The sequence below is a fragment of the Hyphomicrobium sp. genome (assembly GCF_036780825.1).
Lineage (GTDB): Bacteria > Pseudomonadota > Alphaproteobacteria > Rhizobiales > Hyphomicrobiaceae > Hyphomicrobium_C.
Window position 1 is genome coordinate 160,762 of record NZ_DAIQCD010000001.1, and the last position, 16,275, is coordinate 177,036.

Here is a 16,275-nt window from a genome sequence, read left to right on the forward strand (position 1 = left end):
CTTTTTGGGAGCGTGCTTCTTATCGGAAAACCGGTACCCACTTTTCCGGAAGCGCTTTTTGGGAGGGTGCTTCTTATCGGAAAACCGGTACCCACTTTTCCGGAAGCACGCTTATTCCGCGGCAACCCGTCTCGTGCGCGCGGAGCCTTGGTCGGCCCGCGATAGCTCGGCGCGAAGGTATCCGGCTAGAACGCGGACGTCCGGCTCCAGCACCATGCTGTCATGGTCTCCGGGAACTTCGCGGATCGTGAGATCGGAGACGTACGGCGACCAGCCGTTGTCAGACCGCAACAGGCAGCGGTCGCGGTTGAGCTCACGTCCGCCCGTGATCCTGTAGGCCACGTCCAGCTTCGGACGCGTGAGGAGCACGGCGCCGTCATACGGCCGGCCACGATAGCGCGCAAGCGCACGGCGGAACGCGGCCTCGATCTTCTCATTATGAAACTGCTCGGCGGAGAGCGGCACATCGCCCTCACGGAACTGCCGCCGGTTGCGCTCCCAGGCGATGCGGTTGCGCACCCAGGTCTCGAAATAGGAAAGACCATCGCGGCGCAAATCCTCGATCTTCATCAGGGTGCGATCCTTGATGGAGAGGACGGGATTATCGGGATAAGGCGTATCGAGCAGGACGACGAGGGCCGTCTCTTCGCCATCGGCGCGGAGTTGCTGCGCCAGCTCGTAGGCCACGAGCCCGCCGCCTGAGAATCCGCCGAGCAGATAGGGGCCGTGCGGCTGCACCGTCCGCATTTCGGCGAGATAGGCGCGCGCCATCTCCTCGAAGGTCTCGTGCGGCTCCTCTCCGCCGTAGATGCCGCGAGCTTGCAGGCCGTAGACCGGCCGGTCGGCGCCGATCTGCACGGCGAGATGGCGCAGGTTCAGGATGTTGCCGAACATGCCCGCGCAGAGAAAGAACGGCGTGCGGCGCCGATCCTTGCCGCCATCCATACGCACCAGATGCCGGAGGCGCGGCCGATCGAGCGGCGTGATGGTCGCGCTTCCCGCCTCGGGTGCGCTGGCGGGTGCTGACGCTGCCGCCGCCTCTTCGATCAGCGCCGCGCACTGTGCGACGGTTGGCGCCTCGAACAGTGTCGATATGGGGAAGTCGACGGCATAGGCCGCCTTGATCATGCGGAAGAGGCGCACGGCGATCAGCGAATGACCGCCGAGATCGAAGAAGCTGTCGTGAATGCCGATCCGCTTGACGCCGAGCAGCTCGCTCCAGAAACCGGCAAGCGCGATCTCGTAGACTGTTTGAGGCTCGACGAAATCGACCTCGAGCTCCGGGCGCTCGAAGGCCGCCGTATCGGCTTGCGGCGCCTCGATCCGCGACGCGGTACGCTGAAGGGCGGAAAGATCCATGGAGCTCACGATGACCTGCGGCTTGCCGGCTCCCACGGCGCGCAGAAGCGCCTCGCATCCCTCCTCCGGAAGAATGCCCTGATCGACCTGCGCCGCGAGGCGCGCGAGTGCGGGCGATAACTCGGCCGCTCCCGCCGCAACGGAGCGCGCAGACGCCGTATCCCGCTCGCTCTCGGAAAGCGACGCGGCAAGATCGGCCCCCGCCGGGAGCTGCTTCAGGGTGAAGCCCTGCACTTCGAGCAGGACGCGGCCCGCTTCGTCGGCAATCGTGACGTCGAACGTCGCGTAGCCGGAGCCGAACCCTTTCGAGCGGTCGAGGCGCACATGGCTCCACACGCTCGCCGGCAACGGCGCATGAATGCGTAGCCGGGCATAGCTCATCGGCACCCACAGCCCGGCAGCGGGATCGTAGCCGCCGATAAGCTGCATGGCGTAGCCGGTGGCAATGTCGAGCAGCGCCGGATGCAGCCGGAAGCCGCTATCCACGTCTTGGGTGAACGCTTCCGCCAGCGTGAGCTTCGCCATTGCCTCGCCGTTGCCGAAGGCGGCGGAGCGCAGCACCTTCCAGCGCGGGCCGAACCGCAAGTGATCCTCTTGGGCTGATCGCAGCGGCTCGCAGCCGTTTTCGACAGTCGTATCGCGGCAGCGGGCGAGAATGCCTTTGATGTCGTAATCGTCTCGCCGGCCAGGACGCGCGGTTCGGACGGTCGCTTCCGCATGGCGGGATCGGCCCGCCGGCGTCTCGCTGTCGATGGCGACACGATAGCCTTCCTCGTCGGGCGCGAGTGTCACGCGCACGGCGCGCGCTTCGCCATCCGGGACATGGAGGGGGCGCAGAAAGGCCAGATCCTCGATCTCGTAGGAATGCTCGAAGCCCTCCTCCGCAAGCGCCTCGGCGATGAGCTCGATGTAGCCCGTCCCCGGCCAGATGGCGTGGCCCGATGCCAGGCGATGCTCGTCAAGCACCCAGTGGCGGGCGCTTTCCAGGCGCGTTTCGAGCCAGCTCTCTTTCTCGCCGCGCAGATAGCGGTCGAAGAGCGGCGTCCGGGCAGGCACGACTTCGCGAGGCGTGTCGCCGCGTTCGGCGCCGGCGATGGCGCGGGCGGCAAGGCCGACGTCTTTCCAAACGCCCCAGTGAACGGCGACGGTGCGCACCGGCGATCCGGTACGACTTTCCGCAAACGCATTAAGGAAGGCGTTGGCGGCGACATAATCGACCTGACCAGCAGGTGCGGTATCGGTGCTGGTCGAGGAGAACAGCACCAGGAGATCGAGCGCCTCTTCCGCGATCACATCCGCAAGCACCAGCGTGCCGAGAACTTTTGGCGCGAAAACCTCTTCGATATCCGACGGCGCCTTGAGCGCAATCAGGTCATCCCGGACCACGCCGGCTGCATGCAGGACACCATGGATGGTGCCGAAGCGGGCCTTGGCCGCATCGATTACCGAGCGCATCGCTTCGGAATTGGTGATGTCGGCCTCGACGAGCATGACCTCGCCGCCCGCTGCCTCGATCCTCAGCAGAGCGGCAATGGCGCGGCCGATGCGATCCTTATCTCCGTAGGCGGCAAGGTAGCCGTGCCACTCGACGCGCTCCGGAAGAGCCGTCCGGCCGACGAGCACAAGCCGCGCCTTGAAGCGGCGCGCCAGATCTTCGGCAATGGCCGTGGCCAGCTCGCCGAGGCCGCCGGTGATCAGGTAGACGCCGCGCTCGCGGAACGCCGCCTCGCCCTCGGCCGCTTTGTCCAAAGGCAGCGCCTCGTAGGCGCGGCTCCAGCGGCGGCCGTTCCGATAGGCGACGATCTCGCTGCCCGGCGTGGCGAGCAACTCGTCCCAAAGGCGGTCGAGGATCGGCTCCTCAGCATGCCCGGGGGCATTCTCGCCAAGCAGCTGATGCGCAAGTCGTATGCGCTGGCGCTCGAAGAACGTCCCGGCGGATCGCTGGTGCATCGGGATATCGACAACCCGCACCGACACGTTCGGCATCTCGCGCGGCAGCACCTGGGCAGGTCCCAGAACCGTGGCCTTCTCTGGATAGGGTAGCGGCTCATCGCCGACGCGCTGCATGCCGTTGGTCACAACGGTAATGTGCAGGGCCTCTGTGTGATCCGCTTCTGTAAGAGCCTGAGCAAGGAAGAAGAGGCTATTGAAGCCACGCTCCTGATTGCGGTGGAAGAAGCTCGATCCGGGGCGGAAGCTCTCGTCGTGCGTCGTGAGCCAGAGGTGCACGATGCGCTGCGGCATTCTCCCGTCGGCCGCCAGTTGCTTGATCAGCGCGTCGTAGCCATCGCGGCCGTGCTCCGGACACAGCACGTAAGCGTCAGGTCCGGCGGCGCCGAACGCATCGCCGAGCATGACTGTCGCAACGCTGTGGCCGCGCTCGCGAAGGCGCGCGACGATACTTTCTCCCATGGGGCTGCCGTCAAGAAAGATCAGCCAGGAGCGCGCCTCCTCATCGGCACCGAGGCGAACGTCAGCTGACGATTGCCGCCAGACCGGCTGCCAGCCCCAGCTTTCCATAGCGGGCAGCTTCGTCGGCGCGTCTTCCTCTTCATGGACGCCGGATGGCGCGATGCGATCGAGGAAATAGGGCTGGTGCTGGAACGCATACGTCGGGAGATTGACGCGGCGGGGATCCGCTGACTGATAGAGCCGCTCGAGCGGGACCGATAAGCCTGTTGCCCACGCCCGACCAAGCGACGTCAGAAAATGCAGCCTGTCGTCCACACGCTCGTCCGCGTGCGGCAGGCTGTTGATCACCTGATTTGTGGATATCTCGTGCGCCTTGGCAAGGGAGCCGAGGGCCCGGCCCGGCCCCACCTCGATGAAGACGTTCGACGGCGCGGCAAGACGGGCGATGCCGTCTGAAAAGCGAACCGTCGAGCGCAGGTGCGTCGTCCAATAGGCCGGATCGCGGGCCTCGGTGGAGGTGAGCCAGGTTCCGGTGAGATTGGAGACGATCGGAATGGTCGGCGCGGCGAGCGGCGCCGCGCGGAGGAACGCCTCGAACCGCTCAAGAATCGGATGCAGCATCCGCGAGTGAGCGGCAATATCGATCGGAATGCGGCTCGTCTCGATGCCATCGGCCTCGAGGGTGCGCCGGAAAGCGTCCAACGCTTCGTTGGAGCCGGAGACGACACACAGCTCTGGCGCGTTGACGGATGCTATATCGAGCGTCTCCGGTAGACGCGCTGCGAGCGCTTCGTGCGGAAGCGCGACGCTCAGCATGCCGCCCGGCGGAATCTCCTCGAACAACTCGCCCCTGAGGCGCACGAGATTGACCGCACGCTCGAAGCTCAAGACACCCGCGATGCAGGCGGCGGCGTTCTCGCCCATCGAATGGCCGATCAGCGCCTTCGGCGCGACGCCCCAGCTCATCCACAGCCGCGCGAGGGCGACCTCGACGATGAGGATCGCGGGAAGCTGGAGCGACGGGCGCAACAGGCGCTCTGCGGCATCGGAGCGTTCTTCACCCGCCGGAAGCCAGAGCTCGCGGATCTCCTCAGCGGCAGCGGCCGGCAGATAGGAAAGGCCCTCATCCACAATCTCCCGGAATGCAGGCTCGTCCCGGTAAAGACGGCGCGCCATGTGCGGATACTGCGCGCCTCCACCGGGGAAGAGAAAGACCGCCTCGGCCGTGCCGTCGACAGGCGCGTGCGTATAGGCGCGATGCGTGTCCGCTTCCGAAAGAAGCGTGATTGCGTCGTCGCGGCCCGCCACGGCCACGACACGCCGATGCTCGAAATGGCGCCGCCCCTCGAACAGCGTGCGGGCCACCTCGGCCAGGGACAGATCCGCGTCTGCCTCCATGTGCCGCGCAAGCTTACGCCCGGCGTCCTCCAGCGCCTTGCGGCTCTTGGCGGCGAGCACCAGAACCTGAGGGCCCGTGTCGGCCCGCCTGTCGGCCGTCTCGATGGCGGGCGGCTGCTCGATGACGGCATGGGCGTTGGTGCCGCCGACGCCGAGTGAGTTGACGCCAGCGCGTCGGGGCGTCGTCGTGGCGGGCCAGGGCGTCAGGCGATCGTTGACGACGAATGGGCTCGCGGCGAAATCGATCGCCGGGTTCGGCTTCTCGAACCCGAGTGTGGGCGGAATCTCGCCGTGCTTCACGGCGAGTGCAGCTTTGATCAAGCTGACGGCGCCCGCCGCCGTATCGAGATGGCCGATGTTCGATTTGACGGACCCCACACGGCAGAACCCGCGCTTATCGGTTGTCTGGCGAAAGGCCTGCGTCAGGGCTTCGATCTCGATCGGATCGCCGAGATAGGTTCCGGTGCCGTGGCATTCGACATAGCCGATGGTATCGGCCTCGATGCCCGCAAGCGTCTGCGCTTCGACGATGGCTTCCGCCTGACCGGTGACGCTCGGCGCCAGATAGCCCGCCTTGCTGGCGCCGTCGTTGTTGATCGCCGTCGCCTTGATGACGGCGTGGATGGGATCGCCGTCGGCCAGCGCATCGGCGAGGCGGCGCAGCACGACCACGCCCGCGCCGCTACCGAACACAGTGCCGGACGCGCGATGATCGAACGCGCGGCAGTGGCCATCCGTCGAAAGGATTTCGCCGTCCTGATAGAGGTAGCCTCGGCGGTGCGGCAGTTCGATGGTCACGCCTCCGGCAATGGCCATCTCGCATTCGCCGCTGAGCAGGCTCTGGCATGCGTAGTGGACCGCGACGAGCGAGGTGGAGCACGCCGTCTGCACGTTCACGCTCGGTCCGCGCAGATCGAAAGCATAGGAAACGCGCGTGGCGAGGAAGTCCTTGTCGTTGCCCGTATGGCGCAGCAGGAACACGCCGACCTGCTCTACGAGCGGACGGTGGCTCAGCACGTTGAAATAAAAATAGCTGCCCATGCCGCAGCCGGCGAATACCCCGACTGGACCGGAGACACGCTCGGGCGTGCGGGCCGCATCCTCCAACGCTTCCCAGGTGCATTCCAGGAACTGGCGATGCTGCGGATCCATGATGGCCGCTTCCTTGGGGCTCAGCCCGAAGAACTCGGCATCGAAATCTTCGAGGCCGGGAAGCTCCGCCGTGCGCGGAACATAGTTCTTGCGGTGGATGCGGTCCGCCTGCTCGCCAGCTGCAATCAACTGTTCGGGCGTTCGTGTCTCGATGGACTCTACGCCCTGGCGAAGGTTGCGCCAGAACTCCGCCACCGAGCGCGCGCCCGGAACACGCAGGGCCATACCTACGATCGCGATATCGCTTTGAGACACTCCGCTCTCAATGCTGGACATTCCTGTCGCGCCTTCCATCTAGGGAAGCACTCAAGGCCCCCGTGTATTCAAATGCGCTTCCGATCCCATCCCCGGAGGCGTTCCAGTCCTGCACGAAGCGGGCCATGCGCCCGCCTTTGCGCCACAAGGCATCGCCCGAGTCCGAATTGAATTCCCGTGCTGGACCCTTCAAGCGCAATGAGATTGAAAACACCTGCGTGATTTTAAATATAACAAGCTTTCCGCGAATGTACCCGTGACGCGGTGCCAACGTTAATCATGCCTGTAAACTCATCCATCGCTTGGCAGCAAATGCCATAGTCATTTCCAAAACGTCATATGCCCACGTGACAAATTATATACGCGCCTTTTCGGAGCGCGATGGATGGAGCTTCGATCACTGCGTGCCTGCCTTCCCAAGTCGAGATGAAACGAGCGGAACGCGTTTCTCTTCCTGCCTGACGCACCCGATTTCGGATCATTTCCCGCGTCGCCGCATTCTCGGTATTGACGTGATCGCAGCCACGGGTGCAGACGTGATTGCCGATCTGCTCGCGCGCCTGGCGGCTCGGAGCAAGACGGACGTCGCTTTTGCCAACGCGAACCTCCTCACCCACGCGAGCCGAAACACCGACGTGGCCCAAGCGCTCTCCCGCATGCTCGTCCTCAACGACGGCATCGCGCTCGACCTCGCGTCGCGCGCGCTCTACGGATGCGGTTTTCCGGAAAACCTCAACGGCACAGACTTCATGCCGCGGCTGATCGATGCCCTCCCCCGCGGCACCCGCATCTTCCTCTACGGTGCGCGGGCGCATGTCGTGGCAACGCTCGCCGGACAGCTTTCCGCCGAGGGCCGGCTCAACGTCTGCGGATGGTGCGATGGCTATACCCACTCCCCGTCCCTTCTCGACGAGATCAATGCGGCGCGTGCCGACGTGGTTCTCGTTGCCCTCGGAAATCCGCGGCAGGAGCTCTGGACGGCGGCGGCGCGCGAAGTCGTCTCCGCGCCTCTCGTCATCGGCGTGGGCGCCTTCTTCGATTTTGCAACCGGCCAGGTGCCTCGCGCCCCGCTCCTCATGCGCAAGCTGCGCATGGAATGGCTATTCCGCCTCGCAATGGAGCCGCGCCGGCTTTGGCGGCGCTATACATCGGACGCGGCGTGGTTCTTCTATCTCGTCGCCAAGCAAGCCGTTCGCACGCGAAAGTAAGCTGCGACAGGACACGGGGATCCGTTCCCGCGGAGCGACTTCCGCCTGCCTTCAATAGGCCCCTCGGAACAGCACGAACACCGTCCGCGTGATGATCTCGATATCGAGCCAGATCGACCAGTTCTCGATGTAGTAGAGATCGTGCTGCATCCGCTTTTTGACGTCCTCGGTGGTCTTCGTCTCGCCACGCCAGCCGTGGACCTGCGCCCAGCCCGTCATGCCGGGGCGTACGCGGCGGCGGCGCGAGAAGAGATCCAGCTTTCGTTCGAAGAGCTCGTCATGCGCCAAGGCATGAGGCCGAGGCCCGACGATCGACATGTCACCGGCCAGCACATTGAAAATCTGGGGCAGCTCGTCGAGGCTCGTGCGACGCAGGAAGCGCCCGACCCGCGTCACACGTGGGTCATTGCGTTCGGCCTGCTTGACGCTCGGTCCGTCCTCCGCAACCGCCATCGTGCGAAATTTGAAGATGCGAAACACACGGTTGTTGCGACCATAGCGACGCTGGCGGAAAAACACCGGGCCTGGGCTGTCGATCTTGATGGCGAGAGCCACCATCAGCAGGAGCGGCGCAAGCACGATCAGGCTCAGCACCGAAAGGACGTAGTCCAGGAGCATTTTCAGCAGGCCATGACTCTGCGAGTGCGGCACCGAGTTCACGACGCTCAACCGCACGGGGCCGAAGCTCCGGCTGCCGTGGATGGCGACCGAATGGGGATCGAGATCCGTGCACAAGAGAAGCTCGGTAGAATAGGAAGACAGCGCGTTGACGGCGGCCTGGATCCGATCTCTTTCCTCAGCCGGCATGGCGATGATAACGCTGTCGAACTCGCCAAGTCCGATGGCGTTCCTGAGATCAGAGAGCCCGCCGTAAATGGACGCGTCTTCGGCGGTGACGGCAGCCGGCTTCGCCAGATACTGCCCCGCAACCACGAACGTCGGATCGACCGTATCGATCTCTGCTCTTACGGCGGCGATGTACTGCCGGGTGCCATAAACGGCGACGCGACGGAAGAGACGGCCGGCTGATGCCATCTTCCGGATATGGCGCCTCGCCGTGACGCGAACGCCAATGAGGCCGACAGCGCTGAGTGCAAACCAGCTCAAGAACCAGCCACGGGAATACCCCTCGGCAACTTTGAAGATGTAGAGCATGCCGAGCACGATCAGCGCTGAAATGGCCAAGGCTCCCCACAGCGCGCCATAGCCTACGGCCGGCTCAAGAAACGCCCGCGGCTCATAATGGCCCGCCTGTTTCAGCAGCAAATAAAGAGTGAGGGCCAGAAGGGGAGCCGGAAGCAAATATGGCAGAATTGGCTGACCGGGGCTCAGGACGAGGTCAATATAAATGAACTTGGCCAACAATGCCGAAATAGCGACCGCCATCCCCTCGGCAATAGCGCATGCAATTATTCGGCTTTCGAATTTCGAGAGAAACGCAAGGCGGGTAGAAGATGGCCACTTTTTACTGCGCGTATCGAGATGACGCGCTTCTATGGCTGTACTGCCCAAAACCATGCTTCGACCCGACCACGCAAACGGACGATCAAGGAGGCTTCATGGATGGAATGGAAGATTTTTACCGGGTTACCCGATCGATTCCCCGGAGTCCCAAACGCCCCCGACCAAGGTGGTTGGACAATATTCCATTAGCTCATTGCTGAGTTATCTGTATCTTAAGAATTAGTTAACAGTCGTCCTCCGTTGAAGCTGATGTTTGGATGGGCCGGCCGGAGGCGAAGCCCTCCGCTCCGAGCGATCAGCCCTAATCCCGCGGCGACCTGATCCAACGGATGCGCTTGCCCCGCAAGGCGCGTGCATAAATTGGCAGCTTGGCAAGCGCATAGGCGGGCGCCATCAGCGCGAGGTCTCGGGCAGAGAGAATATCGCGGCCAACCTGGAACCAGGCCAATCCGATCGCTAGAGCGAACACGGTGGCTGCCAAGGTCGAGACGACAAGCGGCAGAACAAAGAGCGATGTCAGCAGCGCCATCCCACCGGACAGGACAATATTCGCCGCAATGGCCAGAGCGCCGAGCGCCAGCGGCGGCACCGCAGCATCAGCCGCCAGCGCCAGCAGCGCCACGTTCCGGCTGCGGATCGCCTCGACCAAGAAACCTGGGATCCGGCGCGCGATCGTCCTCAGATGGCCCGTCTCCCAGCGCTCGCGCTGCGTCTTCACGCCCTCGGCGCTTAGCGGGAACGGGCTCGTGACGCGCGCCGCGGGACAATACGAAGGAGCGTGCCCAGTGCGAGCAAGCTCGAGGCCCAAGACCAGATCCTCTGCCAGCTCGCCGGATGCGATCTCAACCTTCCGGATCGCCGGCCATGGAAAGGCCATGCCGGTGCCCATGAGCTGGCAGGGCAGCCCCATCCGCTTCAGCCCTTGCGAACGAACGTGGTTCTTGACCCTGACCGCAAACATCGCCACGCGCTGGCCAAGTGAAACAGGGCGATCGGTCGGAAGCAGGCTTTCGTTGCGTGCCTGCACGGGTCGTCCGCTCTCATGGGCGCGAAAGGCCATGGTCTCGAGGGAGCCTGGATCGAGCTTGCAGTCCGCGTCGATAACGATGAGGACATCGAACGGGTCCAAAGCCAAGTGACGAACTCCGAAATCGAGCGCGTAGCTTTTCCCCCGCCGCGCGGAATCGGTGCGGACGACGACCTCTGCACCTGCCGCTCGCGCGACCTCCGCAGTGGCATCCGTGCAATTATCCGCCACGACGACGAGACGATCCTGGGGTCCGAGCTGGCTCACAATGCCGCGCAGCGTATCCGCAATCAGGCGTTCCTCGTCATGAGCGGGAACCAGAACGGCCACGCGCGGGCGTGTCACCGGGTGCGTGCCGTCAAGCCGCTCCTGGCTCTTCCCGGCACCGATAGCAGCGAGAGCCTCGGCGAGCAGAAGCGCCGCCTGGAGCAGGGAAACCGTTCCGACGGCAGCAAGCCCGATGGCCGCGATGTCCAGAAGCACCATCCTTCGATCTCGCAATATCTGTCAGAGGCCGCAGCCGTCGGCCGTGCCCAGGACACCAGAGCGCGGATCTGCGACGACCGCCTTCCAGGCGAGGCACTGAAGCATCCCCGCAACGTCGTCGCCAATCGAGGCTGGCACCGGCAGGCCGACCGGCGACTGACGATAAAGCGTCGCAAAATGCACCAGCGATACGAAATAGATCCCGACGGCACTGAGATGGATATCATCGTGGGGGCGGCTCGGATCACGAAGCGTCAGGCCCGCTAGCACGTCTGCCGCATCTATGCTCGTCCCATCTTCTCGGGTGGGCCAGTGCACGGGCCAATCCAGATACGGATTGCCGAAGAGGTCCTTCATGGTGAGGGGTGATCCGCCCGGCAGCGACGGAACGTCGTCACGTTGCCGCGCAGCCAAGTGGTCGTGAAGAGCAACGAGCGCCTGCCCGGCCGGCACAATGAAGATGGGATCGTGGATGGTGCATCCGCCATCGCTCGTCGTCCCCCATCCAAACCGCTCGAGCCAGCCGGGCGCACGCACTTCGGGGCCTGCTGCGGCATCCGCGACCTCCTCCCAGGCCGGACGCTGAGCCAGCATCTCGTCGCGCCAGCTGAACTCGGAGAGCGGCGGAAACTTCGAATATGGGTCGTTGCCCTGGAAATTGACCCAGGTCTGGTAAAGGTACACGCGGGCCGACGGGTTAGCCTCTTTCAGAGCGCAGTAGAAGCGCCTCAGATAGTAGGCGCTGTACTCGCTTCGGGCCGCGCCTTGGATGGGCAGCGCATCCGTGGCGACGAGCGTATCGTATCGGCCGGCATTGGCCTGGAACTCTTCACGCTTGACCACCATCGCAGCGGCGTCCCGGCTGTATCCGTGTGGGCGGCCGCGCCAGAGGGCAGAAAGCGGCGATCCCCAGAGCGTATGATCGCCCATGCGATAGGCGAGCCCGCGGCTTTCCGCAAAGCGGCCGATCAGCGTCATCAAGCTGATCTCGCCCCATTCGGTGCGCGCCTTCTGCTCGACCAGGCTGTGGCCGACCCAATAGACGGCAAGATCTGACTTCGGACCGAGGCGGTCCTCAACGTTCTTGGTCTCGCTCACAACGTCCCGGTCCGGATTGGCCATGCTCTGCGTTGCCCAGACGAGGCAGAGCGGCATCGCCAGCCGTGTGACGAACCGCTTCAGCGCCGAAGACCTCTGCACTTGTGATGTCTTTCCTGCACCGGCCGCGCCCGGCCCTAAGATCGGCGGCAGCCTACCCGCGCTGCAAAAGCCGACAACGGGAGCCGAGCCTTGCAGTTAACGGCGCCGAGACGCGCCTGCGAGATTAACCAACGGACCAACGACAGCCCCGGAGAGGCCGGCGAAATCTATGCGGATGCCGGAAAATGGTATCTTTGTTGCGTGTCCGGCCGGTGACCAATCTCCGCAACGGACGATCCGAGGGAAACAACCATGGGGGCGCCTCTGGCGGCAATCGCCTACGTCTGGCTCGCACAGGCCATCGCATTCCTGCTCATGCCCTGGTCCACGCCGCTCGCCGTGCGCGTGATTAGCATCGCGTTCTGGGCGGTTGCCGCGCTGATTATCTTCACGGTTCCGAATCCGCTGACGGCCCTGTTTTTGGCGGCCGTAGCCCTGCTCGTGCTGGCGCCGCTCGCACCGGTGAAGCGCGCGGGCTTTTTCCTTGCTGTCGCTCCCGCCGTTCCCATCTTTATCTTCGCCCCCCTGCCTTTTCCGGGGATCAACTATTTAACCGACATCACCCACTACAAGCTGGCTGCGCTCATCGTCCTGGCACCGGTTCTTTTACGATCCGTGGCGCGCCCCTCGGGGGTCAGCATCACGGCTATTTTTCTCATCATCTATATTCTCTACACGGCGATCGTCATGGGCGCGGCGAGCAGCCTGACGGGAGGCCTGCGCTTTCTGGTCGATCAAATTCTGATTATCGGCGTGCCCTATTTCGCCTTTCACCGCATCATCCGCGATCAGGACGATATCGTCCTGCTCTTTCAATATTTCCTGGTTGCCTCACTGATGCTCGCCGTCGTTGCCATCGTCTCCTTCGTCGTCAACTCGGACATGTACGCGTCGTTCTCGGTCTTTCCATCGGAGTTCCGCGGCGGCCGCTTGCGGATCAACACGACCATCGGCACACACGCGCTCGCCTTCCATCTCGCGTGCGCCCTCGTGATCCTCGAATTCCTCAAACACCGCATCCGCATTTCCCGGCCGCATCTGATGGCAATCCGGCTCCTCCTGCTTGCCGGGATGGTGAGCGCGGATTCGCGCGGCGCGCTGCTCGGCCTCGCCGCAGGGGCATCCGTCTATCTGCTGATCATGATGAAAAGCGCCGCCGCCCGCACGCTTCTGCTCTCCGCCTTTTTGGCCGCGGGCGGGATCGGCGCCTGGTGGCTGCTGCAGGGCGACGTGTCCTCCTACGACGATTACGGCACGTTCTCCTACCGCCAGGAGCTGCTCCTGACGTCAGTCAAGTACATTCTCAGCCATCCCGTTTTCGGCGATCCGAATTTCGTCACGAGCGGCGCGTTCGGCCATCTGGTCCAGGGACAGGGGATCATCGACATCACAAACCTCTACCTTCAGATCGGACTGGCCTACGGCCTTCTTGGGTTGACCCTGTTCAGCATCGTTTTTGTTGTACCGTGCGTGGCCGGCGTGCTGCGGCTTCTCCGCACTGAGCGCGATGGAGACGCAGAGAGCGAAAGCTGGCGCAGCGCTCTGGCCGCAACCCTCTCCATAACGGTGGGCTGGCTGTTCCTCATCATGACGACGAGCGATGTCGGTATCACCCTGCATTTCGGTGTGGTCTTCGCGGCGCTCAGCAGCGCGCTCCGCGCCGCACAGCCGTCGACGGTCGACACCGCGTCGTCCTCTGCGCTCCTCGCGCGACGGCCCGCCGCTCCATGACCACCTTCATTCTCCGCGCCATGTCTGGAAACGGTCTCGTCGAGCGCCTCGCCCGCAGCATCGGCTGGACGGCGTTCGGGTTCCTCGGCATGCAGGCGCTCCGCCTTGTGTCGAACCTCATTCTCACCCGGCTGCTTTTCCCGGAAGCGTTCGGTCTGATGGCGCTGGTGTCCGTGTTCATGATCGGGCTCGCGATGTTCTCCGACATCGGGCTCGGCCCCTCCATCATGCAGAACCCGCGCGGCGACGAGCCCACCTTCCTAAATACGGCCTGGACCATCCAGGCCATACGCGGAGCTTGCCTATGGCTCGCCACGTGCGTGCTCGCGGGCCCTGTCGCGGCATTCTACGCGGAGCCGCAGCTGGCTCAGCTGCTTCCGGCGGCCGGACTGTCCCTTCTCATCGCGGGCTTCAACTCGACCAAGCTCGAAACCGCCAACCGGCATCTCGTTCTCGGCCGCGTCACCGCGCTTGATATCATCAGCCAGGTGGCCGGCCTGATCGTCATGATCGGTCTCGCCTGGGTGATGCGGTCGGTTTGGTCGCTGGTGATCGGCATCATCGTCACGGCGGCCGTGAAGCTCTGGCTAAGCCACGCGCTTCTTCCCGGCGCGCGCAATGCCTTCCTTATGGATCGTCTCGCCGCGGGCGAGCTTGTGCACTTCGGCAAATGGATCTTTCTGTCGACAGTGCTCGGATTTCTCATTGCGCAGGGCGACAAGATCATTTTCGGAAAGTTTCTCGAGCTCGGAATGTTCGGCGTCTACAATATCGGCTACTTTCTCGCGAGCTTTCCCATCCTGCTCGGCTCCGCCGTGATGACGCGCGTGCTCATCCCGCTCTACCGGGAGCGCCCGCCCGCTGCCTCTCAGGACAATTTTGCGAAGATCAGCCGGGCCCGATACGGGCTCTCCGCCTCTATTCTGCTGCTGCTCGCGTGCATGGCCCTGGTGGGGCCGACACTGGTCAACCTGCTCTACGATTCCCGGTTTGCCGCGGCGGGCGCCGTCGTCGTCGTCGTGTCCTGCGCGCACATCCCCTATGTGATCGGCATGACATACGAGCATGCGGCGCTCGCAGCCGGCGACTCCCGGAACGTGTTTGTCGTCATGGCGCTCAAGAGCGCCACCCAGCTCGGCCTCCTGCTCGCCGGGCTCGCATGGGGCGGGCTGGCTGGCGGCCTGGCAGGCCAGGCCCTGGCGCTCGCAATGATGCATCCGGCGCTGATACGTCTTGCGCGCCGCCACAAGGCCTGGGACCCGCGCCACGATATCGTCTTCTCTCTTGCCGGCATCGCGATTGGCGCGCTTGCCCTCACGGTCAATCAGGAGAGCCTTGCCGTGCTGAGCACATTCCACCGGCCATAGCGCGCACGCACTGTCTTCGAACGCGGAAATTTGGGTGCGCGAGCTTGCTAATGCTGGCTCAGCGCGCGTTCGAACAGGTTCGTCGCGGCGTCCCACGTGTAGGGTCCGACGCTCTCCAGAGCGGCATCGGACATGGCACGCCAGCGTCCACGCTCCAGGCCTAGGATCTGAATGAGCCTGTCTGCGATCGCCTCCGGGTTCTCCACATCGACGACGAACCCGTTGACACCATCCCGAATTACGTCCGACGCGCAGCCCGTTCTCGTGGCTACAACCGGGCAACGGCACGCTAGGGCTTCAATGATCGGCAGGCCGAAGCCTTCGGACCGGCTGCCCGTCAACCAAACGTCGCACATCGCATAGATGTCCTTCAGCCGCGTCTGATCCGGCCTTAGGAAGAACTGCGATCCGGCGGGCAGCCTCATCTGCCTGGAGACGGGCTCGGCGCCGAACGCGACAATGCGCACGGCCGGAACGCGCCGGCGCACGATCTCGAGCGCACGCAGACTTATGTCCGTTCCCTTGGGGTGCCCCCGGCCATACAGGAGACCGACCGTCGGAACGTCATTCTTCTCTCTCGGCTCGGCAAAGAACAGCTTCCGATCGACGGCATTCGGGACGAGATCGACATCAGAGTCGCCATAACGGTCTCTCATGATGTCCCTCAGCCATCCCGAGACCACGATCTTTCTCAGCGGGAGATAGTAGGTGCCGGCGGAGATGTGCACCGGCAGAAAGGGAAACACTTCGTGCCCTTGCACGAAATAGTACTTGCGGCCTTTGGCCGGCGACAGGTTCACGACCGAATAGGCCGTCTCCCACCATGTCGCGATCACCACGTCGGCGTCGGGGACATCCTGGTCGGTTATGGGCCCTCCATGATCGACGATCTTGAAGTCGGCTCGCATGCCGTCGAAGTGCGAGGTTGCGGCCGGTTTCTCGGGCCATTCCCCCCGCGCGAGGGACCTCAGCCTGGATTTCCAGCTTAGCGGGGCGTGCTTCGATGCAACCACGGTGACGCGATGCCCGCGACGCACAAGCCCGTCCGCGTGCATGGCGACCACCCGGCTGCCGCCCGAGAGATTGGCATTGGGTACGATAAACGTAATTCGCATCTTGCCGATTCTTATGACGGGGCGCCTCGCGAGCAGCATTCGATCGTCGACGCGAAGTCCACAGCCCGCTGCAGCCTGGAGCGAAGGATTAAGCGCATGAT

The 16,275-nt window shown here is 63.9% G+C and carries 8 protein-coding genes; 3 read left to right on the plus strand and 5 right to left on the minus strand.

The window, feature by feature from the left end; genetic code table 11:
* Positions 1–111: 111 nt before the first annotated feature.
* A complete protein-coding gene (locus V7P99_RS00705; protein ID WP_333792892.1) occupies positions 112–6,597 on the minus strand; it encodes a type I polyketide synthase in 6,486 nt (2,161 codons plus the stop codon).
* A gap of 491 nt (positions 6,598–7,088) precedes the next feature.
* On the opposite strand from V7P99_RS00705, the gene V7P99_RS00710 reads away from it, so the two are divergent.
* Positions 7,089–7,784: a WecB/TagA/CpsF family glycosyltransferase gene (locus V7P99_RS00710; RefSeq protein ID WP_333792893.1), complete on the plus strand. Its 696-nt coding sequence runs from the start codon at positions 7,089–7,091 to the stop codon at positions 7,782–7,784.
* Positions 7,785–7,835: 51 nt separating this feature from the next.
* Here V7P99_RS00710 and V7P99_RS00715 read toward each other — a convergent pair whose 3' ends face one another.
* From V7P99_RS00715 to V7P99_RS00725, 3 genes are all read right to left on the minus strand, one after another.
* A complete protein-coding gene (locus V7P99_RS00715) occupies positions 7,836–9,170 on the minus strand; it encodes an undecaprenyl-phosphate glucose phosphotransferase (protein ID WP_333792894.1) in 1,335 nt (444 codons plus the stop codon).
* A 379-nt stretch (positions 9,171–9,549) separates the two neighbouring features.
* Positions 9,550–10,761: a glycosyltransferase family 2 protein gene (locus V7P99_RS00720; RefSeq protein ID WP_333792895.1), complete on the minus strand. Its 1,212-nt coding sequence runs from the start codon at positions 10,759–10,761 to the stop codon at positions 9,550–9,552.
* A 21-nt stretch (positions 10,762–10,782) separates the two neighbouring features.
* On the minus strand, positions 10,783–11,961 hold the full coding sequence (locus V7P99_RS00725; protein WP_333792896.1) for a hypothetical protein: 1,179 nt from the start codon (positions 11,959–11,961) through the stop codon (positions 10,783–10,785).
* A gap of 252 nt (positions 11,962–12,213) precedes the next feature.
* On the opposite strand from V7P99_RS00725, the gene V7P99_RS00730 reads away from it, so the two are divergent.
* Positions 12,214–13,692: an O-antigen ligase family protein gene (locus V7P99_RS00730; protein ID WP_333792897.1), complete on the plus strand. Its 1,479-nt coding sequence runs from the start codon at positions 12,214–12,216 to the stop codon at positions 13,690–13,692.
* Positions 13,689–15,059 (plus strand): oligosaccharide flippase family protein, encoded by a 1,371-nt coding sequence (locus V7P99_RS00735; RefSeq protein ID WP_333792898.1) that lies wholly within the window; start codon positions 13,689–13,691, stop codon positions 15,057–15,059. Before V7P99_RS00730 ends, V7P99_RS00735 begins: the two co-directional genes overlap by 4 nt.
* Before the next feature lie 47 nt (positions 15,060–15,106).
* Here V7P99_RS00735 and V7P99_RS00740 read toward each other — a convergent pair whose 3' ends face one another.
* On the minus strand, positions 15,107–16,174 hold the full coding sequence (locus tag V7P99_RS00740) for a glycosyltransferase family 4 protein (protein WP_333792899.1): 1,068 nt from the start codon (positions 16,172–16,174) through the stop codon (positions 15,107–15,109).
* Positions 16,175–16,275: the final 101 nt, after the last annotated feature.